Origin of the sequence: Comamonas piscis, assembly GCF_014109725.1 — a bacterium.
In the GTDB taxonomy this organism is placed as follows: Bacteria; Pseudomonadota; Gammaproteobacteria; order Burkholderiales; family Burkholderiaceae_C; genus Comamonas; species Comamonas piscis.
In genome coordinates, this window is record NZ_CP058554.1 from 2,201,570 (window position 1) to 2,227,182 (window position 25,613).

General features: G+C 62.1%; 26 protein-coding genes. 15 read left to right on the forward strand and 11 right to left on the reverse strand.

What is annotated here, in order from left to right:
- Positions 1 to 221: 221 nt before the first annotated feature.
- Complete coding sequence (locus HS961_RS09825; RefSeq protein ID WP_182327515.1) at positions 222 to 857, reverse strand: FMN-dependent NADH-azoreductase; 636 nt, start codon at positions 855 to 857, stop codon at positions 222 to 224.
- Here HS961_RS09825 and HS961_RS09830 point away from each other — a divergent pair.
- From HS961_RS09830 to HS961_RS09840, 3 genes are all read left to right on the forward strand, one after another.
- The gene (locus HS961_RS09830; protein ID WP_182327516.1) at positions 843 to 1,052 is read left to right on the forward strand and encodes a hypothetical protein; all 210 of its coding nucleotides are present in this window, start codon (positions 843 to 845) and stop codon (positions 1,050 to 1,052) included. The two genes, HS961_RS09825 and HS961_RS09830, sit on opposite strands and share 15 nt — an antisense overlap.
- The gene (locus HS961_RS09835; RefSeq protein ID WP_182327517.1) at positions 1,049 to 1,975 is read left to right on the forward strand and encodes a LysR family transcriptional regulator; all 927 of its coding nucleotides are present in this window, start codon (positions 1,049 to 1,051) and stop codon (positions 1,973 to 1,975) included. Before HS961_RS09830 ends, HS961_RS09835 begins: the two co-directional genes overlap by 4 nt.
- Before the next feature lie 89 nt (positions 1,976 to 2,064).
- On the forward strand, positions 2,065 to 2,754 hold the full coding sequence (locus tag HS961_RS09840) for an RBBP9/YdeN family alpha/beta hydrolase (protein ID WP_182327518.1): 690 nt from the start codon (positions 2,065 to 2,067) through the stop codon (positions 2,752 to 2,754).
- 245 nt (positions 2,755 to 2,999) lie between these two features.
- Here HS961_RS09840 and HS961_RS09845 read toward each other — a convergent pair whose 3' ends face one another.
- From HS961_RS09845 to HS961_RS09855, 3 genes are all read right to left on the reverse strand, one after another.
- A complete protein-coding gene (locus tag HS961_RS09845; protein WP_182327519.1) occupies positions 3,000 to 3,197 on the reverse strand; it encodes a CsbD family protein in 198 nt (65 codons plus the stop codon).
- A 168-nt stretch (positions 3,198 to 3,365) separates the two neighbouring features.
- Positions 3,366 to 4,592: a GNAT family N-acetyltransferase gene (locus tag HS961_RS09850; protein ID WP_182327520.1), complete on the reverse strand. Its 1,227-nt coding sequence runs from the start codon at positions 4,590 to 4,592 to the stop codon at positions 3,366 to 3,368.
- 43 nt (positions 4,593 to 4,635) lie between these two features.
- Positions 4,636 to 5,709 (reverse strand): threonine aldolase family protein, encoded by a 1,074-nt coding sequence (locus HS961_RS09855; protein WP_182327521.1) that lies wholly within the window; start codon positions 5,707 to 5,709, stop codon positions 4,636 to 4,638.
- Positions 5,710 to 5,906: 197 nt separating this feature from the next.
- On the opposite strand from HS961_RS09855, the gene HS961_RS09860 reads away from it, so the two are divergent.
- The 4 genes from HS961_RS09860 to HS961_RS09875 all read left to right on the forward strand — a co-directional run bounded on the left by HS961_RS09860 (position 5,907) and on the right by HS961_RS09875 (position 9,786).
- Complete coding sequence (locus HS961_RS09860) at positions 5,907 to 7,562, forward strand: NAD+ synthase (RefSeq protein ID WP_182327523.1); 1,656 nt, start codon at positions 5,907 to 5,909, stop codon at positions 7,560 to 7,562.
- 29 nt (positions 7,563 to 7,591) lie between these two features.
- Positions 7,592 to 7,738 carry a hypothetical protein gene (locus tag HS961_RS09865; protein WP_182327525.1) on the forward strand — a complete coding sequence of 49 codons (147 nt, stop codon included), beginning with the start codon at positions 7,592 to 7,594 and terminating at the stop codon, positions 7,736 to 7,738.
- 118 nt (positions 7,739 to 7,856) lie between these two features.
- Complete coding sequence (locus HS961_RS09870; protein ID WP_182327527.1) at positions 7,857 to 9,314, forward strand: SulP family inorganic anion transporter; 1,458 nt, start codon at positions 7,857 to 7,859, stop codon at positions 9,312 to 9,314.
- Positions 9,315 to 9,447: 133 nt separating this feature from the next.
- Positions 9,448 to 9,786, forward strand: coding sequence for a P-II family nitrogen regulator (locus HS961_RS09875; RefSeq protein ID WP_182327529.1), 339 nt, complete (start codon positions 9,448 to 9,450; stop codon positions 9,784 to 9,786).
- 84 nt (positions 9,787 to 9,870) lie between these two features.
- Here the strand turns inward: HS961_RS09875 and HS961_RS09880 are convergent, their stop codons facing one another.
- The gene (locus tag HS961_RS09880) at positions 9,871 to 10,485 is read right to left on the reverse strand and encodes a helix-turn-helix domain-containing protein (RefSeq protein WP_182327531.1); all 615 of its coding nucleotides are present in this window, start codon (positions 10,483 to 10,485) and stop codon (positions 9,871 to 9,873) included.
- A 197-nt stretch (positions 10,486 to 10,682) separates the two neighbouring features.
- Between HS961_RS09880 and HS961_RS09885 the strand changes: the two genes are divergently transcribed.
- A complete protein-coding gene (locus HS961_RS09885; RefSeq protein ID WP_182327532.1) occupies positions 10,683 to 11,633 on the forward strand; it encodes an ornithine cyclodeaminase family protein in 951 nt (316 codons plus the stop codon).
- A 54-nt stretch (positions 11,634 to 11,687) separates the two neighbouring features.
- The gene (locus HS961_RS09890) at positions 11,688 to 12,983 is read left to right on the forward strand and encodes an MFS transporter (RefSeq protein WP_182327534.1); all 1,296 of its coding nucleotides are present in this window, start codon (positions 11,688 to 11,690) and stop codon (positions 12,981 to 12,983) included.
- A gap of 109 nt (positions 12,984 to 13,092) precedes the next feature.
- Here HS961_RS09890 and HS961_RS09895 read toward each other — a convergent pair whose 3' ends face one another.
- The 6 genes from HS961_RS09895 to HS961_RS09920 form a co-directional block, all read right to left on the reverse strand.
- Positions 13,093 to 13,689 (reverse strand): TIGR00730 family Rossman fold protein, encoded by a 597-nt coding sequence (locus HS961_RS09895; protein WP_182327536.1) that lies wholly within the window; start codon positions 13,687 to 13,689, stop codon positions 13,093 to 13,095.
- Entirely contained in the window at positions 13,686 to 14,132 is a 447-nt protein-coding gene (locus tag HS961_RS09900; RefSeq protein WP_182327538.1) for a diacylglycerol kinase, read from the reverse strand. The genes HS961_RS09895 and HS961_RS09900 overlap by 4 nt, the downstream gene beginning before the upstream one ends.
- A gap of 129 nt (positions 14,133 to 14,261) precedes the next feature.
- A complete protein-coding gene (locus tag HS961_RS09905) occupies positions 14,262 to 14,834 on the reverse strand; it encodes an RDD family protein (protein WP_272956295.1) in 573 nt (190 codons plus the stop codon).
- A 10-nt stretch (positions 14,835 to 14,844) separates the two neighbouring features.
- The gene (locus HS961_RS09910; protein WP_182327540.1) at positions 14,845 to 15,774 is read right to left on the reverse strand and encodes a DUF3106 domain-containing protein; all 930 of its coding nucleotides are present in this window, start codon (positions 15,772 to 15,774) and stop codon (positions 14,845 to 14,847) included.
- On the reverse strand, positions 15,771 to 16,208 hold the full coding sequence (locus HS961_RS09915; protein ID WP_182327542.1) for a DUF3619 family protein: 438 nt from the start codon (positions 16,206 to 16,208) through the stop codon (positions 15,771 to 15,773). The genes HS961_RS09910 and HS961_RS09915 overlap by 4 nt, the downstream gene beginning before the upstream one ends.
- Positions 16,205 to 16,768 (reverse strand): RNA polymerase sigma factor, encoded by a 564-nt coding sequence (locus HS961_RS09920; protein WP_182328207.1) that lies wholly within the window; start codon positions 16,766 to 16,768, stop codon positions 16,205 to 16,207. Before HS961_RS09920 ends, HS961_RS09915 begins: the two co-directional genes overlap by 4 nt.
- Positions 16,769 to 17,073: 305 nt before the next feature.
- On the opposite strand from HS961_RS09920, the gene HS961_RS09925 reads away from it, so the two are divergent.
- The 6 genes from HS961_RS09925 (at position 17,074) to HS961_RS09950 (ending at position 25,589) form a co-directional block, all read left to right on the forward strand.
- Positions 17,074 to 18,864, forward strand: coding sequence for an acetolactate synthase 3 catalytic subunit (locus HS961_RS09925; RefSeq protein WP_182327544.1), 1,791 nt, complete (start codon positions 17,074 to 17,076; stop codon positions 18,862 to 18,864).
- A 141-nt stretch (positions 18,865 to 19,005) separates the two neighbouring features.
- Positions 19,006 to 19,497, forward strand: a complete 492-nt coding sequence (gene ilvN / locus HS961_RS09930; protein ID WP_182327546.1) for an acetolactate synthase small subunit — start codon at positions 19,006 to 19,008, stop codon at positions 19,495 to 19,497.
- A 347-nt stretch (positions 19,498 to 19,844) separates the two neighbouring features.
- Positions 19,845 to 20,861, forward strand: a complete 1,017-nt coding sequence (gene ilvC, locus HS961_RS09935; RefSeq protein ID WP_182327548.1) for a ketol-acid reductoisomerase — start codon at positions 19,845 to 19,847, stop codon at positions 20,859 to 20,861.
- A 205-nt stretch (positions 20,862 to 21,066) separates the two neighbouring features.
- Positions 21,067 to 21,954 carry a CDP-diacylglycerol--serine O-phosphatidyltransferase gene (gene pssA, locus HS961_RS09940; RefSeq protein ID WP_182327550.1) on the forward strand — a complete coding sequence of 296 codons (888 nt, stop codon included), beginning with the start codon at positions 21,067 to 21,069 and terminating at the stop codon, positions 21,952 to 21,954.
- Positions 21,955 to 22,171: 217 nt separating this feature from the next.
- Positions 22,172 to 23,896, forward strand: coding sequence for a 2-isopropylmalate synthase (leuA, locus tag HS961_RS09945; RefSeq protein WP_182327552.1), 1,725 nt, complete (start codon positions 22,172 to 22,174; stop codon positions 23,894 to 23,896).
- Positions 23,897 to 24,050: 154 nt separating this feature from the next.
- Positions 24,051 to 25,589, forward strand: coding sequence for a 2-isopropylmalate synthase (locus HS961_RS09950; RefSeq protein WP_182327554.1), 1,539 nt, complete (start codon positions 24,051 to 24,053; stop codon positions 25,587 to 25,589).
- Positions 25,590 to 25,613 lie beyond the last annotated feature (24 nt).

The following is a 25,613-nucleotide window of genomic DNA, read 5'->3' on the forward strand; positions in this document are numbered from 1 at the left end:
GCAGAGGCGGCCGATTGTAACCAGGGGTTGACAGTTTTTCAGTCACTGCGGCAATAGGCTGATTCAGCGGCCTGCCTTGTCATGCAGACGCAAAAAAGCCGATCGGAAGGTGGTCCTTCAGATCGGCGACAAAACCCGGGCACTGGGTGGTAGGTGCTGGGCTGCAGTCGGAGGATAGGGGCACTGGGCACCCCGCCTCCTGCTGTTCAAGCCTGTGGCAATCAGGCCGCTACGGTCTGCTGCATCGGCGTTGCAACGGCTCGGGCAATCTCGGCCTCGGCCTTGCTGATGGCGGCGGCGCGGGCTTCCGGGCCCATGGCCAGGCCTTCGGCGCGGGCAAAGTGCACATCGGTGATGCCGATAAAGCCAAAGATGGTTTGCAAGTAGGTTTCCTGGTGTTCCATCGCACGGCCGCCTTCGCTGGTCGAGTAGACACCGCCACGCGATTCCAGCACGATCACCTTCTTGCCACCGGCCAGGCCTTCGGGGCCATTGGCGGTGTAGCGGAAGGTGCGGCCGCCTTGCAGCACACGGTCAATCCAGCTACGCAGCTGGGTGGGGATGCTGAAGTTGTAGAAAGGTGCGCCGATGACGATAACGTCGGCTTCGAGCAGCTGGCTCACCAAGGTTTCGGAGATGGCATTTTGCTCACGCTCAGCTTCGGTCTTGGCATCCTGGCCGGTACGGAAGCCCATGGCCTCGGCGCTCAGGTGGGGAGGCGTGTTGACGGCCAGGTCCAGGTATTCCACCTTGGTGTTGGGGTGTACGGCGACCCAGGCCTTGACGGCTTCGGCGCTCAGCTGGCGGGAGACGGAGTTGGCGCCCAGGATGGACGAATCGATATGCAGCAGTTTCATGGTCAGTCCTTCAATCAGGTGACGGCTTTTGCTGCACTCGCAGCATTTTTGCCAATGGCTGAATTCTGTCACTCTCAGCGCGCCGGATTGAGGGGTGGAATTGGGTTGGATTGTTCTATTTTTAGAACTATGATGGGCAAACTTTTTGCCGCCCTTCTGCCCGCGCAGACCGCGCTAACGCTGCCCCCACCATGAAATACGACCTCAACGACATGTACTACTTTGCCGAGGTGGTCGAGCGCGGCGGCTTCGCTGCGGCAGGACGGGCGCTGGGGGTGCCCAAATCCCGGTTGTCGCGCCGCATCGCCGATCTGGAGGCGCAGCTAGGTGTGCGCTTGCTGCAACGCACCACGCGCCGCCTGTCGCTCACCGATGCCGGCGAGACCTTTTTGCGCCATGCCCAAACCGCCCGCGAGGCGGCGCAAAATGCGCAGGCCGAGATGGAGCAAACCCAGCGCGAGCCCTCGGGCACCGTGCGGGTGTCCTGCCCGGTGACCTTGGCGCAGGGCGCGGTGGGCAAGCTGCTGCCCGCTTTTTTGCGCACCTATGCCAAGGTGCGCATCGAGATGCTGGTGACCAACCGCACCATCAACCTGATTGAAGAGGGCATTGATGTGGCACTGCGGGTACGCGCCAATCTCAATGACAGCGGCAGCTTGGTCGTCAAACGCCTGGGCATGACCCGCCAGCGGCTGGTGGCGAGCCCCGAGCTGCTGGCCGTGCATGGCGTGCCGCAAACCCCGCAAGATTTAGGCAGCAAGCTGCCCACGATGTCGCTGACCAGTGCCGATGGCAACAGCACCCTGCAACTGGTGGGCCCGGAAGGCGAACATGTGACCATCCACCACCAGGCGCGCTATGTGGCCGATGACCTGGTGACCCTGAAATATGCGGTGCTCGATGGCATTGGTGCTTGCTGGATGCCTGCGGCCATGGTGCGTGATGAGGTGGCCAATGGCGACTTGGTGGAGCTGCTGACCGACTGGAGCATCCCCGAAGGCATCTTGCACGCAGCCTTTGTCTCGCGCCGCAATATGGCGCCGGCCCAGCGGGCGTTTCTGGACTTTATGGGTGAGAACCTGCCGCTGCAGCGCATTGGCCAAAACGACGGAACCTGATCGGTCGCCTGTCTTGATATTATTTTTGGAAATAACAATACTAAAAAATAGTCGTTGTTGATCTAAGAGCCTGCTTTGACAATGCATCCATGTCCGGTGCCTGTCTTGTCACGATCCCATCCTCCACCCCGCCACGCTCTGCTGCCATTGCGGCTGCACAGCGCCATGGCCAGACCCCGGTTCAGCCGGGCTGGCGCGGGGAGGCCGAAACGGGCGCTCCTGTATCGGTGGTGATCGTGCCGGGCTGGCGCAACTCCGGCCCTGGCCATTGGCAAAGCCTCTGGGCCGAGCGCATTGTCGGTGCCTTGCGGGTGGAGCAGGAAGACTGGCTGCAGCCCCATCGCAGCCCCTGGGTGGCGAGTGTGGAGGCAGCCATTGCGGCGGCACCCCACCCGGTCATCCTGGTCGCGCATTCGCTGGGCTGTATTGCCAGCGTGCATGCGGTGGAGCAGTTGCGCGATCAGCGGGACGACACCATTGCTGGCGCGCTGTTTGTGGCGCCTGCTGACCCGGAGCGCCGCGCGCTGTTTGAAGACTTCACCCCCGTGCCCGCCAATAGCTTGCCGTTTCCCAGCATCGTGGCTGCCAGCAGCAATGACCCGTATTGCCCCATCCGCATGGCCAGCGCCTATGCCAAGAGCTGGGGCAGCACTTTTGTGCGGGTGCCATCGGCTGGCCATATCAATGTGGAATCCGGGCATGGCGAATGGCCGCTGGGTTGGGCGTTGTTGGGCGCCTTGGCCGCGCTGGCGCCTGTGCAGGCCCAGGCTGCCGCCTGATTTTTACCCTCTCTCCCTTACTCCACTTGTCTGCGCAAGCGAGGCTGGCTTCGTTCGGCTGCTGGCGCACGGTGTACACGCCATTTTTTGGGCAAAAAAATGCCAGCAATGAATGCTGGCCAAGGAGGGGTTCCGTTGAATCAATGGGCTTATATTGCCTTAATTTAAGCCGCTCAGATTCAAAATTTGTATGTGTTGGTGACGTTCATCGATAGGGCTGTTACACCCCCGATGAACATCTGGCCTTACAGGCGCTTCTTGGCTGCGTCGGCAGCGTCCTTGACGGCTTCCTTGACGTCGCCGGCCTTCTTCTGGATCTCGCCTTCGGCTTCCAAAGCCTTGCCCTTGGCCACTTGGCCTGGGCTGTTGATGGCCTTGCCTACGCCCGCTTGTGCTTCACCGGCCAGGTCCTTGATCTTGCCTACGACTTGGTCTTTGTTCATTGCAGTACTCCTTGGGTTGGTCAATGTGTAGCCATTGTGCGCAAGGCCATGGCACGGCCTTGTCAGTGCAGCCTTGTGCTTGCTGTGCGACACCGCCGACAGCATGCTAAAACACTAATTACAAATTGAGGCCTGAGAAAATGCGTTCAACCGCCGCAGCCGCTGCGCTTAGGGCGCCGACTTGAGCGGGCTGTGGTCCTGCAGTGCGCGCTGGTACTCGGCCATGCCCTGCGATTCGCGGTCCAGGTAGCGCTCTACCGCCTGGGCAAAGCCGGCATGGGCCAGCCAGTGGGCGCTGGGCGTGCGTAGCGGCATCAGGGCGCGGGCCATCTTGTGCTCGCCCTGGGCACCGCCTTCAAAGCACTGCAGGCCATGGCGAATGCACCATTCAATCGGTTGGTAGTAGCAGGCTTCGAAGTGCAGACAGTCCACCCGTTCGATCGCACCCCAGTAGCGGCCATAGGCATGGCGCGGCGCCGTACCTTCGGCATCGATGGCGATCAAACTGGCGGCGATGGGCTGGCCCTCGCGCTCGGCGATAAACAGCAGCCAGTTCTCGGCCATCTCTGTACGCATGGCCTCAAAGAAGGCGGGGGTCAGGTAGGGCGCGTTGCCGTGCTCCAAATAGGTGCGCTCATAGCATTGGTAGAAAAACGCCCAGTCCGCATCGCTGATCTGCGCACCGGTCGCATGGCGGAACGTCACCCCGGCCGCCTGCACCTTGCGCCGCTCCTGGCGGATCTTTTTGCGCTTCTCCTGCTGCAAGTCGTTCAGAAAATCGTCGAAATCGGCATAGGGCTTGGCATCGGCCATTGGGGCGCTATCGCGGTTGCGCCAGTGGAACTGCACATTCTCGCGCTGCATCAGCGCAATGTCGTCCGCGGCCTGCAGATCGGCACCGCTGCCAAACAGCAGGTGCAGCGACGAGATCTCTTGCTGCTCGCAAAACTGCGTGGCGGCATGCAGCAAGGGCGCGCGAAAGCTGTCATCGGCCACCAGCAGGCGGCTGCCCGGCACGGGGGTGAAGGGCACCGCAATCACCGCCTTGGGAAAGTAATCCAACCCATGCTCGGCATAGGCCCGCGCCCAGGCAAAGTCAAACACATACTCGCCGTAGGAATGGCTTTTGAGGTACATCGGGCAGGCGCCGACCAGCGCGTCGTCCTGCCACAGGCTCAGGTGGCAAGGCTGCCAGCCGCTGGCCAGGGTGGCGCTGCCGCTGTCCTCCAGCGCCTGCAGATAGGCGTGGCGCATGAAAGGGGTAGGGCGCTGCTGCAAGGCCAGCAGCCCATCCCAGGCGGGGGCATCGAACGCGGCCATGCTTTGCACAATGCGCAGCTCCAGGCTGGGGCCGGGTTGGGGGGCGGGCGAGGGTGCGACAGGCAGCGAGGTCATGGCCCGATTGTGGTCTGCCTGCTGCGCCACTGCAGGGGGCAGGTTATGCGGCTTTGCGCTGCTCGCTGTGCACCAGCGCCATCAGCGCGGCAATCTCTTCGTCGGTGCTGGACCAGGAGGTGACAAAGCGCACTACCACCTCGCCGGCCTCCACCACGGTGCCTGCTGGCACGCTGCTGGCATACCAGTCAGAGCAGCGCACGCCCTGGGCGCGCAGCTGCTCATACAGCGTGATGGGCATCAGCACAAACACTTCATTGGCCTGCGTGGGCCAGCTCAGGCGCACACCAGGGGTGGCGACCAGCGCGGCCGACAGCTTGGATGCCATCGCATTCGCATGACGGGCAAGGTCCATCCAATGGCCATCCTCCAGCCAGGCGCAGAACTGCGCGCCGATGCTGCGGCTTTTGGACACCAGCTGGCCGCTGCGTTTGATGCGCAGCGAGAAGTTCTGGGCCAGCGCCGGGTCGAAAAACACCACCGCCTCGGCCATCAACGCGCCGTTCTTGGAGGCGCCCAGGCTCAGCACATCGACACCGGCGCGCCAGGTGATATCGCCGGGGTGGCACTGCAGCGCTGCGATGGCATTGGCCAGGCGTGCGCCATCCATGTGCACGCGCAGGCCCAGCGCATGCGCCTGCGCGGCCAGTGCGGCAATCTCTTGCGGCTGGTAGACCAGGCCGTTCTCGGTTACCTGGGAGATGCTCAGACCGCTGATCACCATGTTGTGGGGCGCGTCATGGGGCGTGCGTGCCACAAAGGCGGCCAGGTCGTCAGCGCTGATCTTGCCGTTGTCGGTGGCCATCGGCAGCAGGCTGGCACCTCCGGTAAACAAGGCGGGTGCGCTGTTCTCGTCGACCGCGATATGGGCCATGTGGTGGCAGACCACGGCGTTCCAGGGCTGGGCGATGGTGGACAGCGCCAGGCAATTGGCTGCCGTGCCGGTGGTGACAAAGAACACCTTGACGGGGGTGCCAAAGGCCTCACCCAGCATGTGCTCGGCGCGTTGGCTCCATTCGTCATTGCCGTAGGCGGACTGGATGCCGCTGGCGGCCTCCACCAGGGTGTGCAGGATGCGGGGGGAGACGCCGGCTTGGTTGTCGCTGCCAAAGTTCATGGGACGCTGCGGGTAGTGGTGCAAAAGCCTGATTCTGCCCGCAAACCGCCGGCGCCCGCTGTCCCGGATTGGCGGGATTTGTGCGCTGCCCCGGAGGGCTGCGGCTTTGTAGGCTAGACTCTTTGGCTGCACCAGGCGCGGGCTCCGCCCCTGCGCCCTGTGGCCCTGGTGCGCCGACCATTGCCATTGAACCATCCATGTCCCAATTTTCCATCGCAAGCGCCCAGCTGAACTTTGTTGTGGGTGATATGCCGGGCAATGCCCGCAAGATCATTGATGCAGCGGCCCAGGCTGCCGCCCAGGGCGTGCAGCTGCTGCTGACACCCGAGCTGGGCATTTGCGGCTATGCCGCCGAAGACCTGTTCCAGCGCCCCTCGTTCCTGACAGCTTGCGATGCGGCCGTGGCCCAAGTGCTGGAGGCCAGCCGGCAATGGCCGGATTTGACGGTTGTGCTGGGCCACCCGCAGGCGGCGCAGCACGCAGCCCATGGGCGCTGCTACAACGTGGCCAGCGTGCTGCGTGACGGCCAGGTGGAGGCCAGCTACCGCAAGCAGCTGCTGCCCAACTACCGCGAATTTGACGAGACCCGCTACTTTGTCGAAGGCTCGCAGACCTGCGTGTTCGACGTGGCCGGCACCCGCATTGGCCTGCTGATTTGTGAAGACGCCTGGGCCAGCCAGCCCGCACGCGCGGCCAAGGCGGCCGGTGCGCAGCTGCTGGCTATCATCAACGCCTCGCCGTTCCAGATGGACAAGCCCGGCCACCGCGAGGCCTTGCTGGCCGAGCGCACGCGCGAGACCGGCTTGCCGCTGGTCTATGCGCATTTGGTGGGTGGGCAGGATGAGCTGGTGTTCGATGGCCATTCCTTCGCGCTGAATGCCGATGGCACCGTGGCCGCCCGCGCGCCGGGCTTTGACGAGCATCTGCTGTCCGTGCAGGTCGAGGCTTCGGCCGCTGGCCTGCAGCTGTCCGGCCCCATCGCCCAACCCGGCGACACCAACCAGCAACTGTGGCAGGCGCTGGTGGTTGCGGTGCGCGATTACCTGGGCAAGACCGGTTTCCCCGGCGCGGTGCTGGGCCTGTCCGGCGGTATCGATTCGGCGCTGGTGCTGGCGATTGCGGTGGATGCGCTGGGAGCAGACAAGGTACGCACGGTGATGATGCCGTCGCCCTATACAGCGGACATCAGCTGGATCGATGCGCGCGAAATGGCCGAGCGCCTGTCGGTGGCCTACGAAGAAATCTCGATTGCGCCGCAGTTTGAGGCCTTCAAGGCCGCACTGGCGCATGATTTTGCCGGCCGTGCTGAAGACACGACCGAGGAAAACCTGCAGGCCCGCATCCGTGGCACTTTGCTGATGGCGCTGTCGAACAAGTTCGGCTCCATCGTGCTGACCACCGGCAACAAGAGCGAGATGGCTACTGGCTACTGCACTTTGTACGGCGATATGGCGGGCGGCTTTGCGGTGCTGCGCGATGTGCCCAAGACCCGTGTGTTTGAGCTGGCACGCTGGCGCAATGCGCATGACCCTTTTGGCACCGGCAGCAACCCGATTCCGGAGCGCATCATTACCCGCCCACCCAGCGCCGAGCTGCGCGCCGACCAAAAGGACCAGGACAGCCTGCCGCCTTATGAGGTGCTGGACGCCATCATCGAGCGCTATATGGAGCAGGACGCCGACATCGACAGCATTGTGGCCGCCGGCTACCCCCGTGCCGATGTCGAACGGGTGGTGCGCCTGATCCGCATCAACGAATACAAGCGCCGCCAAGCCGCCGTGGGCCCGCGCCTGTCGGCCCGAGGTTTTGGCCGCGACTGGCGCTACCCGATCACCAACGGTTTTCGGGGCTGAGCGGCCAGGCCGTTCCCCACGCCTTACCCATGCCCTGGATGCCCTGTGCCTGCCCATCCCTCGCGCTTGATGCGGGGCGGCTGGGGGCTGCGCGTTTTCTGAGCTTTGTGCGTGCACGCATCGCGCGCCAGGCCGCCACGCGCCAGTCCGGCTTCTCGCGGCTCAATCCGCCATAGCGCGGGGCGCGTTCCTCTTCATTCTTTGACCGCGGCACAGCGCAGCCCGTCTGCACCGCCGCCACTCCTCCGTCTTTTTTTGGAGCTGCACCCGGTGATGCCGGGTGCGCGCTTTGCCATGTCCCCTTTTCTTCATTATTTTCGCGCCCAATGGGCGCCGAGCGTGCCGCGCGAGCTGATGGCCGGCGCGGTCGCCACGTTTGCGCTGATCCCCGAGGTCATCGCCTTTTCCTTTGTCGCCGGTGTGGATCCGTCGGTGGGGCTGTTCGCCTCGTTTGTGATCAGCATCGTCATCGCCTTTGCCGGCGGCCGGCCGGCCATGGTGTCGGCCGCTGCGGGCTCGGTCGCCCTGGTGGCTGCGCCGCTGGTGCAGGCCCATGGCGTGCAGTACCTGTTTGCAGCCGGCTTGCTGGCGGGCGCCATGCAGATGCTGTTTGGCTGGCTGCGCATGGGCGTGTTGCTGCGCTTTGTCTCGGGCTCCGTGCGTACCGGTTTTGTGAACGCGCTGGCCATTTTGATTTTTGCGGCCCAGCTGCCGCACCTGGTGGGCGCCAATGCTGCGACCTGGGCCATGCTGGCGCTGGGCTTGGTCGTCATCTATGGGCTGCCGCGCATCAGCACGGCTATCCCGTCGCCGCTGATCTGCATCCTGGTACTGACGGGCGTGGCACATGCATTGGATCTGCCGCTCAAGACCGTGGCCGATCTGGGCCTGCTGCCCGACACCTTGCCCAGCTGGTCGCTGCCCGATGTGCCGTTCTCATTGCAGACCTTGCAGCTGATTGCGTTGCCGGCGCTGGCCATTGCGATGGTGGGTCTGCTTGAATCCTTGATGACCGCCAGCGTGGTCGATGAGCAGACCGACACCCCCAGCGCCAAGAACCGCGAATGCACCGGCCTGGGCCTGGCCAATGTGGCGGCCAGCTGCTTTGGCGGCATTGCGGGCTGCGGCATGATCGGCCAGAGCGTGAGCAATGTGCGCTATGGCGGGCGCGGGCGCTTGTCCACCTTGTTTGCTGGTGCCTTCTTGCTGGGCTTGATGGTGCTGCTCAAGCCCTGGGTGGCCCAGGTGCCGGTGGTGGCGCTGGTGGCGATCATGGTCATGGTGTCGGCCTCCACCCTGGACTGGGGATCGGCCCGCGCGCTGCTCAAGCACCCCAAGCTGTCGAGCCTGGTGATGCTGGCCACCGTGGTGGTCACCATCGCCACCCACAACCTGGCTGCCGGCGTGGCGGTGGGCGTGCTGCTCAGCGGCGTGTTCTTTATGTTCAAGGTGTCCAAACTGCTGCAGATCGAGCGCCGTGGCGATGCGCAGCTGGTGTATGCCGTGCGTGGCCAGGTGTTTTTTGCATCGGCCGATCTGCTGGTCGATGCCTTTGATGTGCGCGAGATCGAGTGCCGGCCGGTGTGCATCGACATGGCCCAGGCGCATCTTTGGGACGTTACTGCTGTGCAGGCGCTTGGCAAGGTTTGCGAACGCCTGCGCAAGCATGGCAGCACCGTGCAGGTGCTGGGCCTCAATGCCCAGAGCCAGGCGCTGGCCGCCCGGCTGGACCTGCGTCTGGACGGCATCTAGCCACGAGCTAATGCGGCCGTTGCCGGGAGATTTGCCCCCGGCGGTGCTGGCGGCGTAATCTTGACGCACAATAGCCGCAGTTGCTGCCTGGCCCGCCTGCGCAGCGTGTATATGCCCACCTCAGGAGAGCTTTATGAAAATGATTACCGCCGTTATCAAACCTTTCAAGATGGACGAGGTGCGTGAAGCTCTGGCGGATGTGGGCGTGACCGGTCTGACCGTCAGCGAAGTCAAGGGCTTTGGCCGCCAGAAGGGCCATACCGAGCTGTACCGCGGTGCGGAATATGTTGTGGACTTTCTGCCCAAGGTGAAGATCGAAGTCGCCGTGAAGAATGAAGATGTGGACCGCTGCGTGGACGCCATCGTCAATGCGGCCCGCACCGGCAAGATCGGCGACGGCAAGATTTTCATCACCGAGATCGAGCGCGTGATCCGCATCCGCACCGGTGATCTGGACGAAGCCGCAGTCTGATACCGACCGCGCCGTTATCCGCGAAAAGCGCTTGGGCAACCAAGCGCTTTTTTCATGTCTGCTGCCGGTTGCTGGGCAGCGGGTTCAGGGCTTGATCGTGGTGTGTGAGCAGATCCACAGCACCTGTGCATCCTCATCGCCGCCCGAGATGCAGGCATGGCCCATAACGCTGTCGAAGTAGCAGGAATCACCAGCGGCCAACTCCAGCGGCGCATAACTGTCGGTATGCACTACGACGGTGCCGCGCATCACATACAGCATCTCTTCGCCGTCGTGGCTCAGCAGCTGCGGGAAGGCGCTGCGCTCATGGGCTTTGATAGTGGTCAGCAGCGGGATAAAGCGCTTGTCCGCCAGGTCGGCGTGCAGCAGTTCATACACATACTGCGGAGTAGGGTGGACGAGGCCTTCGCCCCGGCGGGTGACGCTGCGCCGGGCGCGTAGCCCCGCTTGCTGCAGGGGGCTGAACAGCTCGCCCACATCCACCTCCAGCCCGCGCGCCAGGGCCGCAATCTTTTCATAGGTGGGGGAGAGCTGGCTGTGTTCGATCTTGGACAGCGCGGATGCCGAGATGCCGCAGCGCTGGCTGAGCTGCTGCAAGGTCAGATCGGCATTGCGCCGCAGCAGGCGCAACTTGGTAGCCAGCACATCGGTCGTGGCATCGGCGCCGGCGTTGTGGTGGGGAAGGGGGGCGTGGGGCATGGCAGGCTCTTATGGTGCTCGCCAGTGTAGGGCGCAAAGGCGCGGGCCCGTGGGCGAGCGCAGGTCTGGCGGCAGTGTTTGGGGTTCAATTCTGGGGTAAACCCTAGATATAAAGAGTGAATCCAAGAAATTAATTGTCTCAAACTGCATTAAATTTCGTATACGAAAATTATTTCTCTTTAGTAGATTATTGCCGTATGCAGATTCTGGACTCCGCCCACACCACGCAACAGCTGCCGATGGCCGCCTTGATCGACTGTCTTGAGCAGATGTTTATCGAAGGCTGCGAAGTGCCGCTGCGCCACAACCATAAGATCGCCGGCCAGACGGGTGGCGAAGACGGCATTGTGCTGCTGATGCCCGCCTGGCAAACCGGCAAGCGCATGGGGGTCAAGACGGTGTCCATCTTCCCGGGCAACCAGGCACGTGGCCTGCCGGGTCTGCATTCGGTGTTCATCCTGTACGACGCGACCACCGGAGCTCCCCTGGCCGTGCTCGATGGCGATGCGATCACCTCGCGTCGCACGGCTGCGGCATCGGCCTTGGCTGCGCGCTGGCTCAGCCGGCCCGATGCCAGCCATTTGCTGGTGGTGGGCGCGGGGCGGGTGGCCAGCTTGTTGCCAGAGGCCTACCGCTGCGTGCGTGCTATCCAGCAGGTACAGGTCTGGGATATCCGCCCCGAGTCGGCGCAAGCCATGGTGGAGCGCCTGCAGGCCCAAGGCATGCAGGCCTCGGTTGCCACCGATCTGGAGCCGGCCGTGCGGGCTGCCGACATCATCAGCTGCGCCACCCTGGCTACCGCGCCACTGGTGCAAGGCGACTGGCTGAAACCGGGCGCGCATCTGGATCTAATTGGCAGCTTTACCCCGGCGATGCGCGAGAGCGACGATGCCTGCTTTGCCCGCGCCACCGTGTTTGTTGATACGCCTGAGGCGCTGATGAAGGCGGGCGACATTCTGGAGCCCATTGCCAGCGGCGCCTGGGATGCAAACCGCCTGGGAGCCACCCTGGAGCAGCTGTGCCGTAGCCAGCATGCCGGCCGCAGCAGCGCCGACGAGATCACCTTGTTCAAGGCCGTAGGCACGGCGCTGGAAGACCTGGCCGCTGCATCGCTGGCTTTTGATGCCTACACCGCCACGCGCGGTTGATGTTCCGGGCTTGCACTTTCTCTATTTCTTTTGTTCTCTGATTCATCTCCAGCCATGCGCACATCTACGACCGAGCCCGCTGCGACTGCGGCCACCCATAAGCGAGTTCTGATTGCCAGTTTGATGGGCAGCTCCATCGAGTGGTTTGATTACTTTTTGTACGCCACCACGGCCGCTCTGGTCTTTGGCAAGGTGTTCTTCCCCACGGCCGATCCGGTTGTGGGGCTGATGCTGTCCTACCTGACCTTCTCGCTGACCTTCTTTATCCGGCCGCTGGGCGGCTTTATCTTCTCGCACATTGGGGACCGCATCGGGCGCAAGAAGACCTTGGTGATCACCTTGTCGATGATGGGCGGCGCCACGGTGCTGATCGGCCTGCTGCCAGGCTATGCGCAGATAGGGATATGGGCGCCGATCCTGTTGATCCTGCTGCGCCTGGTGCAAGGCCTGGGCATTGGCGGCGAGTGGGGCGGCGCGCTGCTGCTGGCCTATGAATACGCACCGAAGAACCGCAAGGGCTTGTTTGGCAGCGTGCCGCAGATGGGCGTGACCATCGGCATGGTGCTGGCCACCCTGTCCATCACCTTGATGAGCACCTTGCCTGATGAGCAGTTCCTGGCCTGGGGCTGGCGCGTGCCTTTCCTGCTGAGCGCCGTGCTGGTGTTCCTGGGCCTGTGGATCCGCAAGGGCATTGATGAGACCCCTGCCTTCAAGGAAGCCAAAGCCAGCGGCAATGTGGCCAAGATCCCACTGGTCGAAACGCTGCGCTACCACTGGCGTGCCGTGCTGGTCGCAGTGGCCATCAAGTTTGTCGAGACGGCGCCTTTCTATATCTTCTCGACCTTTATCGTCAGCTACGCTACGGCGACCCTGGGCTTTGAGCGTATCTCCGTGCTCAATGCCGTGACCATTGCCACCTTGCTCACCACCGTGATGATTCCGATCATGGGGCGCCTGTCGGACAGCATTGGCCGCAAGCGCATGTTTGTGGCCGGCACCTTGGTGATGGCGGCCTTTACCTTCCCGTACTTCATGCTGCTGGAGCAGCGCACGATGACCACCTTGGTGATCGCCACCGTTATTGGCCTGGGTCTGGTGTGGGCGCCCATTACTGCCGTGCTGGGCACTTTGTTTTCGGAGATTTTCTCGACCCGTGTGCGCTACACCGGTATCACCATGGGCTACCAAATTGGTGCGGCGCTGGCAGGCGGCACCGCCCCCTTGCTCGCCACCTGGCTGCTCAGCAAGTACAACGGCTCCTGGGTGCCGGTGGCCTGGTATATCGTGGCGACGGCGGTGATCTCGCTGATTGGCATCGCTTGTGCGAAGACCGTGGCGGACAACGACTAAGCACGCGCTCCCGTCGCTGCTGCCTCTTTATTCCAACAGGGGCTGGTGGCAATGGTGCCAAAGCAATCGGCCCGTTCAACGGGCCGATTTTGCGTTTGCTGGGCGCGGTTTAAATCACTTCGCGCAGTGCATCGTTTTGGCGCGACAGGCCGGCTTCTTCCACCAGTTGCTCCAGCAGGGTGGCATGGTTGTCGCCGCTCTTGATCAAGCCCATCTGCCACTCGTCCATAAAGCCCTGGCCCACGCATTGCTGCAGGAACTGCAGCATGCCGTCGTAATAGCCATGGGCGTTGAGGATGCCGATGGGCTTGTCGTGGTAGCCCAGCTGGCGCCAGGTCCAGATCTCGTACAGCTCTTCAAAGGTGCCGATGCCGCCAGGGATGGCGATAAAGGCATTGCTGCGCTCGGCCATCATGGCTTTGCGCTCGTGCATGGTGGTGACCACATGCAGCTCGTCGCAGAGCTCATTGGCCAGCTCGCGGTCCACCAGGGCCTTGGGGATCACGCCGACCACGCGGCCGCCAGCCTCGCGGGTGGCGCGCGCCACCGTGCCCATCAGGCCGGATTTGCCGCCGCCATAGACCAGTTGGCCGCCGTGGCTGCCAATCCAATGGCCAACGGCGTCGGCGGCCTCGCCAAAGGCGTCCAGCTTGCCGGGGCGCGAGCCGCAGTACACACACATCGAGAACGTGGGGGAAGTCGTCATTTCAGCAATCTTTCATACAAGGCAGGGAGCCACACCGCTGCGCAGAGCACCAGGGCCAGGAATACCGCCGCGCTGCCCATGTCCTTGGCCTTCTTGGCCAGTACATGCCATTCGGGGCCAAAGCGGTCCATCGCCATCTCGATGCCGGTGTTGAGCAGCTCGGCAATCAGCACCAGAAAAATGGGGGTGATCAGCAAGGCCCATTCGCGCCAATCTCGGGCCAGCCAGATGGATGCTGGCACCAGCACGAAGGCCAGCATGGCCTCCATGCGGAAGGCCTTCTCATGCCAGCCGGCCCGCAGGCCCTGCAGCGAATACCCAGCGGCATGCCAGACGCGCGACAGCCCCGTGCGGCTTTTTTGCGGGTTGGCGGCATGGGTGGCTTTCAGGCTGTGGTCTGGTTGGCCGGGGCCTTGGGGTGGGCGGGGATCGATCGGATTCATGGGCGGGGTCGTCATCGCCCATCATGGCACAGGGCGGGCAGGCTAAGCGATATTATTGCACTGCAGCATTGGTGCTGCGCGCATGCCAGACCGGCAATAAGCCTGCCTTATACCCGCGTCGAAAGAAATCTATGCCGATGGGTGGACCACTGGGGTTGCCGGGGCAGGGCGCTCCGCACTGACCAGGCGCGTGCCCGCCAGTACGTCGTGCCAGAACTGACCCTGCGGATGCAGCCGGCTGGCCAGCGCCCACACAACAATCCAGCCGGTGAGCAGCACCAAAATCTCTTTGACCGGCAAGCCAAAAGGCAGGCTGACGACCAGCGGCGGCAGAAACCACAGCCAGCTGCAGACATAGCGCAGCATGGCGCGGCCTTGGCTCAGGGGTTGGCCGTTGCGGCTGACGATGCGGATATGCCAGGTCTTCATCGCCAGGGTCTGGCCCTTGTGCCAGAACCAGGTGAAGTAGATGCCAAAGATGATAAACAGAAACAGCTGAAGGCCATGGCGGTTGTCCAGCCCATGGCGGGTCTGGCTCAGCGCGCTGTACAGGTAGCCGGCCATGAAGACCACGCCAAACATCAGCATGCCTTCGTACAGCCAGCAGGCCATGCGCCGGGTGAGGCGGGGCGCACGCAACAGCGGCTGGGCAACAGCACTGGGGCTGGTGGGTGGTTCTGCTGGGCGGGCGTCGGGCTGCATGCTGCCAGTATCAGGTAGGCGGGTGTACCGGGCTGTCGCTGCTGCGCGACTGCGGTGCGCTCATCGGCGGCCGGCTTGGGCTGTCGAGTGGCGGCAGCGGCGATGAGGTCACCGGCGCCGGCATCTGGATGGGGGCGATCTCCACCACGGGGGCCGCAGGCGCAGCGACCGGTGGTGCAGGCAAGGGAGCCGGTGCGCTGGGAGCCGGTGCCGGCGTGGGGGCAGGGCCCGTCAACGGTCCCACTTCCACCGGGGTGACCATGCCGCGCGACTGCACGCGGATCTCGGGCGGTGGCAAGATCTTGGGTGGATTGGCGCGGTTGGGATTGATGGCCGCTGCCGGCACCTTGACCAGGCGGCCCGCACTGCGGGCCGAGGGGCGGGGCGCCAGCGCCACGCCTCCGTGGTAGAGCACGCCGCCTTGGGCCAGGCGCTTGCGCTCACGGGCGCTCAAGGCCTGGTAGTCTTCCCAGAGTTTGCGTTTTTCTTCCGCAGTCAGGCTGCTGATGTTGCTGTAGTTGAGCCGCGCCTGGCTTTGGTCCGTCAGGCTGAACTTGGCCCATTCCTTCATGTGCTCGGCAATGCGCTGCTGCTCTTCAGGTGAAAAGTCGTCAAAGCTGTCGGCAATCATGGTCCAGCGGTTTTTTTGCTGGGTGGTCAGCCAGTTCCACTGCTCTTGGAGAGGGGCCAGCACGGTTTGCTGGTCGTCATCGAGCGCATCCCAGCTGGGGCCTTCGTTGCGGGGGCTGATGGAGCGGGTGACGCTGTTGGCGCTGACCAGGTCAGTGGCGGCGCTGCCGTAGATGTTGGCGGCCTTGTTGCCGGCATAGACGCCCACAACAGCAAAAGCAGCCAGCAAAATACTGGCTGCTATTGCGGGGATGGCCGAAGGGGCGGGCGTGCTGCCGGCTACCTCGTCGTTATCGTAATCGTGTCTCAACGCTTGTCATTGGGCTGCTTTTGGGCAGCAATCTTCAGAAACTGGGTAAAGCCAGGATCAGTATAGGCGCTTGGCGGCAGCTCGTCAGCCAGCAAGGTGGCATCGTACTCGGCCATTTCGCTGGCACCTTCATCGGCTTGCACGCCATTGAAGAAAGCCAGACCCGCGACCATGGCGCTCAGCGGCACCGCGGACACCACGGCGCGCCACCAGTTGCGCTTGCCAGAAGGCGCAGCGGCCTCTTGCTGGGGCTGGCGTGCAATGGCCGGCACCGCCACCACCTTGCGGCGTGACAGCGCGCGCTCCCGAGCCGCTCGCAAACGTTCGCTGATGTCGTAGTCGAGATCAGCCTCGGCTTCGCTCAGCCGGGCGGTAACGCGGCGGGCAAAAATTTCAGCATGGACAACGGTTTGGGCGGTGTTTAAGCGGTTCATAGCACGATTCCTTTGGCCTTGAGCACCTTACTCAAGGTTTGGATGGCGCGAAAGCAGTGGGTTTTTACACTTCCCTCTGAGCAGCCCATGGCTGCGGCAGTCTCTGCAATGTCCATCTCTTCCCAATAACGCATCAGGAACGCTTCGCGTTGACGCGCTGGCAACTGTTGTATCTCTTTTTCTATTAATGCAAGGGTTTGTTTGCGGTTGGTGTGGTCCTCGGCACTTTGCTCCGCGTCTCCATTGTCGGCGTTGTAGATATCGAGCAGGTTGAATTCCCCCTCGTCATCCGGGCCTTCAAAGTCGCTCATCGTCGTAAAGAGCGCATTGCGCGTCTTTTGACGGCGGAACCAGTCCAGAGTGCTGTTGGACAGGATACGCTGAAACAGCATGGGCAGCTCGTTGGGCGGCTTGTCCCCATAGTGCTCAGCCAGCTTCATCATGCTGTCTTGCACGATGTCGAGCGCGGCTTCCTGGTCGCGCACATGAAAAAGCGAGCGCTTGAAAGCTCGCTTTTCAACGCTTTTCAGAAAGTCGGACAGTTCTCGTTCTGTGGCCAAATCGTACCCAACACCGTGGTTATTCAGAGATTTCTCGCTTTTTACCCGGGCAAATAAACCAAGTGTGGCAAAAAACACCGCATCAAGCCCTAGATTATCGCATCCTATCGAAAAAAAATCCGTGGCTTGTCGCAAAGCAATGCTGCAGTGCGATAATGTATAAGCATCAAAAAGCAAAAGGGTCACGGTCCGGCGTCGCAAGCATCTCGCCTATGTCCGTTGGCCTCAAGTTCCAAGCAGGCTCCACAAGAGCTGGGCGAGGAGCACCAGAGGTTTTTCGTTAGAGAAATTCACAAAGGTTGATCATGGAAATGTCCAAGGCCGAACAGAACTCGGCGCAGGCGGCGAACCAGTCCGCACAAAAATCACAAGAACTCATGGGCGCTGAAGTGCTGGTCAAAGCACTGCAGGCCGAAGGCGTACAGCAGCTGTGGGGCTACCCCGGCGGTGCCGTTCTCTACATCTACGACGCGCTCTACAAACAAGACACCATCAACCATGTGCTGGTACGCCACGAACAGGCGGCCGTGCATGCAGCAGACGGCTTTGCCCGCGCCACAGGCGAGGTGGGTGTGGCCCTGGTGACCTCCGGCCCCGGCTTGACGAATGCAGTCACCGGTATTGCCACTGCTTACACAGACAGCATCCCGATTGTGGTGATTTCTGGTCAGACATCGACGACGGCCATTGGCTCCGATGCCTTCCAGGAATGCGACACCGTCGGTATCACGCGCCCCATCGTCAAGCACAATTTCCTGGTCAAGGATGTGCGCGATCTGGCGCTGACGATGAAAAAGGCTTTCCACATTGCACGCACGGGCCGCCCTGGCCCCGTGGTGGTGGATATCCCTAAAGACGTTTCCTTCAAGAAGGTGGCCTACAGCGGCTATCCCTCGACGGTGGAAATGCGCTCCTACAACCCGGTCAAGAAGGGCCACAGCGGCCAGATCCGCAAGGCGCTGCAGCTGCTGTTGGCGGCCAAGCGCCCCTATATCTATACCGGCGGCGGCGTGCTGCTGAGCGGCGCTGAGCAAGAGCTGCGCACCTTGGTGGATCTGCTGGGTTACCCGGTGACCCACACCCTGCTGGGTTTGGGCGCCTACCCGGCGAGCAACCCCAAGTACCTGGGCATGCTGGGCATGCACGGCACCATTGAAGCCAACAACGCGATGCAGAACTGCGATGTGCTGCTGGCCGTGGGTGCGCGCTTTGATGACCGCGTGATCGGCAATCCCAAGCACTTCATGTCGGTGGATCGCAAGATCATCCATATCGACATCGACCCGTCGTCGATCTCCAAGCGCGTCAAGGTGGATGTGCCCATCGTCGGCGACTGCAAGGAAGTGCTGGCCGAGCTGATCGCTATGGTGCGAGAGAGCGTGGCCGGCCCCGATGCCGACGCGCTGCAGAACTGGTGGAAGACTATCGAAGGCTGGCGCAGCCGCGACTGCCTGCGCTACGACCGCAGCAACACCGATGTCATCAAGCCACAGTTTGTGGTCGAGACGCTGTGGCAGATGACCCGCGATGCGGACTGCTATGTGACCTCGGACGTGGGCCAGCACCAGATGTGGGCGGCGCAGTACTACCGCTTCGAGGAATCGCGCCGCTGGATCAATTCGGGCGGCCTGGGCACCATGGGTGTCGGTATTCCGTATGCCATGGGTATCAAGCTGGCCAAGCCTGATGCCGAGGTGTTCTGTATTACCGGCGAAGGCTCGGTGCAGATGAACATCCAGGAGCTGGCCACCTGCCGCCAGTACGAGACGCCGATCATCATCTGCGCGCTCAACAACCGCTTCCTGGGCATGGTGCGCCAGTGGCAAGAGATCGAATACTCTGGCCGCTATAGCCACAGCTACATGGATTCGCTGCCTGACTTCGTCAAGCTGGCCGAAGCCTATGGCCACGCGGGCATTCTGATCGAGAAGCCCGAGGACGTGGAGCCGGCCCTGCGTGAAGCGCGGCGCATTGCCCGCGAAGAACGCAAGAGCGTGTTCCTCGACTTCCGCACCGATCCGACCGAGAACGTCTTCCCGATGGTCCAGGCCGGCAAGGGCATCACCGAGATGCTGCTGGGCGCGGACGATCTGTAAACGCGGTCCCTGCTGGGCGCGCGTTGTTGTCAGCGCGTGCCCTAGCACCCATCGATTTTCCCTTTCTGACGAATCTATTGTCTACCGAGCCCTGCGCTTACCGGCGCCGGGGGAGGGTAGCGAAAAGAGGACGCTGTTCTTATGAAACACATCATCGCTGTTCTCCTGGAGAACGAACCAGGCGCACTGTCGCGCGTGGTGGGCCTGTTTTCGGCCCGTGGCTACAACATTGAGTCGCTCACCGTGGCGCCGACCGAGGATGCCTCGCTGTCGCGCATGACGATCACTACCACCGGCTCGGACGACGTCATCGAACAGATCACCAAGCACCTCAACCGCCTGATCGAAGTGGTCAAGGTGGTGGACCTGACCGAAGGCGCCTATACCGAGCGTGAGCTGATGATGATCAAGGTGCGGGCGGTCGGCAAGGAGCGCGAAGAGATGAAGCGCATGGCCGATATCTTCCGGGGCCGCATCATTGATGTGACCGAGAAGAGCTACACCATTGAGATGACTGGTGACCAGGCCAAGAACGACGCGTTTTTGAGCGCGATTGACCGCTCGGCCATTCTTGAAACCGTGCGCACCGGTGCCAGCGGCATCGGTCGCGGTGAACGCATCTTGCGCGTGTAATGCGCTGGTGTCACCGGCTGCGACGCCATGCCCGCCAGGCGCTGGGGGTGGTGCTGCTGCTGGTGGGGCTTGTGCTGGTGGAGTCTTCGCTACAGCAAGATGATCCGGAATGCTCCTGGGAACAGGACGGCTGGACCCAGATTCGCCAATGCGATCCACTGCTTTCACAGGCCGATGCCTTTGCTACCCCTGGCTCCCACTTGTGGTTGTCCCTCATAGTAGGATTGGGCGCTTTTGTAGCGGGGGCTTATTTGCTGGCGTCAGGAAACACCGCAAGGCCCCCTGACGATACAGATTCTTGAACAAGTGTTTGTTTGCATTTTTGACTGATACCAACGGAGCGAAGCATGAAAGTTTTTTACGACAAGGACTGTGACCTGTCCCTCATCAAAGGCAAGACCGTGGCCATCATCGGCTACGGCTCGCAAGGCCATGCGCACGCGCAAAACCTGAACGAAAGTGGTGTGAAGGTCATCGTCGGTCTGCGCAAGTCCGGCGCTTCCTGGCCCAAGGCCGAGAAGGCCGGCCTGACCGTGATGGAAGTCAACGACGCCGTCAAGGCCGCTGACGTGGTCATGATCTTGCTGCCTGACGAAGACATCTCCAAGGTGTACAACGACAACGTCAAGGACAACATCAAGCAAGGCGCTTCGCTGGTGTTCGCACACGGCTTCAACGTGCATTACAACCAGGTCGTGCCCCGCGCTGATCTGGATGTGTGGATGGTCGCGCCCAAGGCCCCTGGCCACACCGTGCGCAACACCTACACCCAAGGCGGCGGCGTGCCCCACTTGATCGCTGTGCACCAGGACCAGTCCGGCAAGGCCCGTGACCTGGCTCTGTCGTACGCGATGGCCAATGGTGGCGGCAAGGCTGGCATCATCGAGACCAACTTCAAGGAAGAAACCGAGACCGACCTGTTCGGCGAGCAAGCCGTTCTGTGCGGTGGCGCGGTTGAGCTGATCAAGATGGGCTTCGAGACCCTGGTGGAAGCCGGTTACGCCCCTGAAATGGCCTACTTCGAATGCCTGCACGAGCTCAAGCTCATCGTGGACCTGATCTACGAAGGCGGCATTGCCAACATGAACTACTCGATCTCGAACAACGCCGAATACGGCGAGTACGTGACCGGTCCTGAAGTCATCAACGAAGAGTCGCGCAAGGCCATGCGCAATGCGTTGAAGCGCATCCAGGACGGCGAATACGCCAAGATGTTCATCCAGGAAGGCCGTCTGAGCTACCCATCGATGACCGCCCGCCGCCGCAACACTGCCGATCACCAGATCGAGCAAGTGGGTGGCCAGCTGCGCGCCATGATGCCTTGGATCGCCAAGAACAAGCTGGTCGACCAGACCCGCAACTAAACAGTGCCGGCCGCCGCTGCAGTGCAGTGGCGCCGACCTGGTTTTGAAGGACTGCTTTGGCAGTCCTTTTTTCATGGGCATGCCCGCTGGGCGCTGGCTGCCGAAAAGCTACACTGTAGGCCATGCTCCGGTGGGGTGACGCCCTCTGGAAACACTAAAATAAGCAGCTGTTTGCGCAGATATAGCTGGCGCTGGAGTGGATTGAATGCTGGACGATAACGAAACCAAGCCCAAGGCGGGCGCGCAGGCGCTGGCACAGGGGCAGCGCAATTGGCGCAAGGGCATTTATGTGCTGCCCAACTCCTTCACCCTGGCCGCCTTGTTTGGCGGTTTTTACTCGATTGTGATGGCCATGAATGGCCGCTTCGAGGCCGCTGCCGTGGGCGTCTTCTGTGCGATGGTGCTCGACAGTTTGGACGGCCGCGTAGCGCGCATGACGCACACGCAAAGCGCCTTTGGCGAGCAGATGGATTCGCTGTCGGATATGGTGTCTTTTGGCGCCGCGCCTGCGCTGATCGCTTATGAGTGGGCACTGCGCCCGCTGGGCCGCTGGGGCTGGATTGCGGCCTTTGTTTACTGCTCCTGTGCAGCCTTGCGCCTGGCGCGTTTCAACGTCAACACCGGTGTGGTGGACAAGCGCTATTTCCAGGGCATGCCGTCGCCTGCCGCAGCCGCGCTGGTAGCGGGCTTTATCTGGCTGACCAGTGCGCTCTTGGTATCGCACCGCGATGTGCCGATTTTTGGCCAGGTGATTGCGCTGTTTGGCGGTTACCCGGCCAGCCGCGATGACCTGTCCTGGATCATGTTTGCGATCACCTTGCTGGCAGGGCTGACCATGGTGACCAATATCCCGTACTACAGCTTCAAGGATGCGGGCGCTGCCAAGAGCGTGCCCTTTATCTCGCTGGTCGTGGTGGTGCTGCTGCTGGCCTTGGTCAGTATCGAGCCGGCCACCATGCTGTTCTTGATCTTTGTGCTGTATTCGCTCTCGGGCTATGTGATCTATGCCTGGCGCCGCTTTAAGGGTCAGCCGGTGTCGATCGTGGCGACCTCGACCGACGAGCCCGATGAACGCGGCCTGCATGACCACTGATTTTTTTGCACACAGCTGTGAAAACCTGTGTTAGAGTGATTGCCATGCAAAACCTGTCCCTAGCTCTACTACTAATGTCCAACGGGCAGGTAGAGTAGCGCGCAGTTTTTCACCCCTACACCTCGGCCCGTTTGCACCAGCAACGGGCCGATTTGCATTTCAGGTTGCTGGTTTCCTACCCCGAATTCTTTGATTCGATGCGAAAGACCAGACAACCATGTTGACCCAACCTTCCAGCAAATACCGCGCTTTTCCAGCCATTGCGTTGCGTGACCGCACCTGGCCTGATGCCCAGATCACCCAGGCACCGATCTGGCTGTCCACCGATCTGCGCGACGGCAACCAGGCGCTGATCGAGCCCATGGATCTGGCACGCAAGCTGCGGATGTTTGACATGCTGGTCAAGATTGGTTTCAAGGAAATCGAAGTCGGCTTTCCCGCTTCGTCGCAAATCGAATTTGACTTTGTGCGCCAGTTGATCGAGGGAAAGCGCATTCCCGCCGACGTCACCATCCAGGTGATGACCCCCGCCCGCCCTGAGTTGATCACTCGCACAGTGGAAGCCCTGCAAGGCGCGCCGCGCGCCATCGTCCACATCTACAACGCGGTGGCCCCCGTGTGGCGCAAGGTGGTATTTGGCATGAGCGTGCCCGAGGTGATGGCCTTGGTCAAAGACCAGGTGACTCATCTCAAGGCCTTGACCGATGCCCAGCCTGGCACCAAATGGGTCTTGCAGTACTCACCCGAGACTTTCTCGCTGGCAGAGCTGGAAGTGTCCTTGGAAGCCTGCGAGACGGCGATCGCCGCCTGGGGCCCTGGCCGCGACATCATCCTGAACCTGCCCACCACAGTAGAGAACGCCACCCCCAATGTGTTTGCCGACCAGATCGAGTGGATGGTGCGTAAGTTCGCCGACCGCCCTGAAGTGGTCGTGTCCGTACACCCGCACAACGACCGCGGCACCGGCACGGCCAGCGCTGAATTGGCTTTGATGGCTGGCGCCCACCGGGTCGAAGGCTGTTTGTTCGGCAATGGCGAGCGCACCGGCAACCTCGACATCGTCAATGTGGCCTTGAATATGTATGTGCAGGGCGTATCGCCCCAGCTCGACTTCTCCGATATCGATGCCATCCGTGCCGAGGTGGAGTACTGCAACCAGTTGCCTGTGCCGGCCCGCCACCCCTATGCCGGCGATCTGGTCTACACCTCGTTCTCGGGCTCGCACCAGGATGCCATCAAGAAGGCCTTTGCCGCCCGCCAGGATGCCGATATCTGGGCGATCCCCTACCTGCCGATTGACCCCAAGGACCTGGGCCGCAGCTACGAGGCCGTCATCCGCGTCAACAGCCAGTCGGGCAAGGGTGGTATCTCTTACCTGCTCGAAGAAGCCTATGGCTTGGCCATGCCGCGCCGCCTGCAGATCGAGTTCAGCCAGGTGGTGCAACGCGCTATGGACACCGCAGGCACCGAGTTCACCGCCAAGGATTTGTGGCAGATCTTTGAGCGCGAGTACCAACTCAGCGCCAACCACGCGCTGGCCCAGTACCGCGTGGAGTCTGACGATAGCGATGAAGTGCGCATCAGCGGCAAGCTGCAGTGGGCCGGCCAGCCAGTCAGCATTGCTGGCCAGGGCAATGGCCCCATCGATGCCTTTGTGCAAGCGGTCAGCAGCGCCATCGGTATCCCCGTGCGTTTGCTCGACTACAGCGAGCATGCGGTGGCTGCCAGCGATGCGCGCGGCGACAAGGGCGCCAATGCCACGGCTGCAGCCTATATCGAGCTGCGCGTGGGTGAGAACCAAAGCCTGTACGGCGTGGGCATGGACAGCAACAGCACCCAAGCTGCTTTCCGTGCAGTGATGAGCGCGGTAGCACGTAGCGGTGCTGTCGCCAGCGTGCAAACGGCAGCGCCACAAGCGGCTGCTCAAGAGGCTACTGTCTAACCACAGGCAGAGCAAAGCACGTAAACTGTAGCGCGGTTGATGCAGGCTGCAGGAGAGCGAGCAGATCGCTTTCCTGCAGCCTGTTTTAGAGATTCCACTCACCCACGGTGGCAGCACGGCGGCAGCGCATGATCAATGCCATGGAGAACACACGATGAGCGACCAACTGATTATTTTTGATACCACCTTGCGCGATGGCGAGCAATCGCCCGGCGCGTCGATGACCAAGGACGAGAAGCTGCGCATTGCGCGCCAGCTCGAACGCCTCAAGGTGGATGTGATCGAGGCCGGTTTTGCCGCCAGCTCCAACGGTGATTTTGATTGTGTGCAGAGCATCGCCTCCATCATCAAGGACTCGACCATCTGCTCGTTGGCGCGCGCCAATGACCGCGATATCGCCCGCGCTGCCGAGGCCCTGAAGCCCGCCAACCGTGCACGTATCCACACCTTCATTGCGACCAGCCCCTTGCACATGGAGAAGAAGCTGCGCATGTCTCCGGATGAGGTGTTTGAGCAAGCCAAGCTGTCGGTGCGCTTTGCCCGCAACCTGGTGGGCGATGTCGAGTTCAGCCCGGAAGACGGCTACCGCAGCGACCCCGATTTTCTCTGCCGCGTGATTGAGGCGGTGATTGCCGAAGGCGCCACCACCATCAATGTGCCTGACACCGTCGGCTACGCGGTCCCTGAGCTGTATGGCCAGTTCATCCTCAACCTGCGAGAGCGCATTCCCAACAGCGACAAGGCTATCTGGTCGGTGCACTGCCACAACGACCTGGGCATGGCGGTGGCCAACTCGCTGGCCGGCGTCAAGATCGGTGGCGCACGCCAGGTGGAGTGCACCATCAACGGCCTGGGCGAGCGTGCGGGTAACTGCTCACTTGAGGAAGTCGTCATGGCCGTGAAGACGCGCCGCGACTACTTTGGCCTCGATGTCAACATCGACGCCCAGCACATCGTGGCGGCCAGCCGCCTGGTGAGCCAGACCACCGGTTTTGTGGTGCAGCCCAACAAGGCGGTGGTAGGGGCCAATGCCTTTGCCCATGCCTCCGGCATCCACCAGGATGGCGTGCTCAAGGCCCGCGACACCTACGAGATCATGCGTGCCGAAGATGTGGGCTGGAGCGCCAATAAGATCGTGCTGGGCAAGCTCTCGGGCCGCAATGCCTTCAAGCAGCGCCTGCAGGAGCTGGGCGTGGTGATGGACAGCGAGAGCGAGATCAATGCCGCGTTCACGCGCTTCAAGGACTTGGCCGATCGCAAGAGCGAAATATTTGACGAAGACATTCTGGCGCTGGTGCACATGGAAGGCGCCGAAGCGCAGGCCGAAGCCTACCGTTTTGTGTCGCTGTCGCAATCGAGCGAGACGGGTGAGCAGCCCAAGGCCAATGTGGTGCTGATCGCCAACGGCCAAGAGGTGCGCGGCGAGTCCACTGGCAACGGCCCGGTCGATGCCTCGATGAAGGCTATCGAGTCGCAGGCGCACAGTGGTGCAGAGATGGTGCTGTATGCCGTCAACGCCATCAGTGGCTCGACCGAGAGCCAGGGCGAAGTGACGGTGCGCCTGCAAAAGGGTGGCCGCGTGGTCAACGGTGTAGGCGCAGACCCCGATATTGTGGTGGCGTCAGCGAAGGCTTACATCGCGGCCCTTAACAAGTTACAAAATCCTATCGAGAAGGTAGCTGCACAAGGATGACACTTCGGAATATAATTTCACTTA

What these genes read in the sequence shown, in the direction of transcription:
- HS961_RS09890 (WP_182327534.1), top strand. Translation starts at nt 11,688, where the DNA reads ATGCGCACATCTACGACCGAGCCCGCTGCGACTGCGGCCACCCATAAG.
- HS961_RS09865 (WP_182327525.1), top strand. Translation starts at nt 7,592, where the DNA reads ATGCCCTGGATGCCCTGTGCCTGCCCATCCCTCGCGCTTGATGCGGGG.
- HS961_RS09915 (WP_182327542.1), bottom strand. Translation starts at nt 16,208, where the DNA reads ATGAACCGCTTAAACACCGCCCAAACCGTTGTCCATGCTGAAATTTTT.
- HS961_RS09850 (WP_182327520.1), bottom strand. Translation starts at nt 4,592, where the DNA reads ATGACCTCGCTGCCTGTCGCACCCTCGCCCGCCCCCCAACCCGGCCCC.
- HS961_RS09900 (WP_182327538.1), bottom strand. Translation starts at nt 14,132, where the DNA reads ATGAATCCGATCGATCCCCGCCCACCCCAAGGCCCCGGCCAACCAGAC.
- HS961_RS09870 (WP_182327527.1), top strand. Translation starts at nt 7,857, where the DNA reads ATGTCCCCTTTTCTTCATTATTTTCGCGCCCAATGGGCGCCGAGCGTG.
- leuA (WP_182327552.1), top strand. Translation starts at nt 22,172, where the DNA reads ATGTTGACCCAACCTTCCAGCAAATACCGCGCTTTTCCAGCCATTGCG.
- ilvC (WP_182327548.1), top strand. Translation starts at nt 19,845, where the DNA reads ATGAAAGTTTTTTACGACAAGGACTGTGACCTGTCCCTCATCAAAGGC.
- HS961_RS09925 (WP_182327544.1), top strand. Translation starts at nt 17,074, where the DNA reads ATGGAAATGTCCAAGGCCGAACAGAACTCGGCGCAGGCGGCGAACCAG.
- HS961_RS09905 (WP_272956295.1), bottom strand. Translation starts at nt 14,834, where the DNA reads ATGCAGCCCGACGCCCGCCCAGCAGAACCACCCACCAGCCCCAGTGCT.
- HS961_RS09840 (WP_182327518.1), top strand. Translation starts at nt 2,065, where the DNA reads ATGTCCGGTGCCTGTCTTGTCACGATCCCATCCTCCACCCCGCCACGC.
- HS961_RS09885 (WP_182327532.1), top strand. Translation starts at nt 10,683, where the DNA reads ATGCAGATTCTGGACTCCGCCCACACCACGCAACAGCTGCCGATGGCC.
- HS961_RS09825 (WP_182327515.1), bottom strand. Translation starts at nt 857, where the DNA reads ATGAAACTGCTGCATATCGATTCGTCCATCCTGGGCGCCAACTCCGTC.
- HS961_RS09835 (WP_182327517.1), top strand. Translation starts at nt 1,049, where the DNA reads ATGAAATACGACCTCAACGACATGTACTACTTTGCCGAGGTGGTCGAG.
- HS961_RS09895 (WP_182327536.1), bottom strand. Translation starts at nt 13,689, where the DNA reads ATGACGACTTCCCCCACGTTCTCGATGTGTGTGTACTGCGGCTCGCGC.
- HS961_RS09860 (WP_182327523.1), top strand. Translation starts at nt 5,907, where the DNA reads ATGTCCCAATTTTCCATCGCAAGCGCCCAGCTGAACTTTGTTGTGGGT.
- HS961_RS09830 (WP_182327516.1), top strand. Translation starts at nt 843, where the DNA reads ATGCAGCAGTTTCATGGTCAGTCCTTCAATCAGGTGACGGCTTTTGCT.
- HS961_RS09950 (WP_182327554.1), top strand. Translation starts at nt 24,051, where the DNA reads ATGAGCGACCAACTGATTATTTTTGATACCACCTTGCGCGATGGCGAG.
- pssA (WP_182327550.1), top strand. Translation starts at nt 21,067, where the DNA reads ATGCTGGACGATAACGAAACCAAGCCCAAGGCGGGCGCGCAGGCGCTG.
- HS961_RS09880 (WP_182327531.1), bottom strand. Translation starts at nt 10,485, where the DNA reads ATGCCCCACGCCCCCCTTCCCCACCACAACGCCGGCGCCGATGCCACG.
- HS961_RS09855 (WP_182327521.1), bottom strand. Translation starts at nt 5,709, where the DNA reads ATGAACTTTGGCAGCGACAACCAAGCCGGCGTCTCCCCCCGCATCCTG.
- HS961_RS09845 (WP_182327519.1), bottom strand. Translation starts at nt 3,197, where the DNA reads ATGAACAAAGACCAAGTCGTAGGCAAGATCAAGGACCTGGCCGGTGAA.
- ilvN (WP_182327546.1), top strand. Translation starts at nt 19,006, where the DNA reads ATGAAACACATCATCGCTGTTCTCCTGGAGAACGAACCAGGCGCACTG.
- HS961_RS09875 (WP_182327529.1), top strand. Translation starts at nt 9,448, where the DNA reads ATGAAAATGATTACCGCCGTTATCAAACCTTTCAAGATGGACGAGGTG.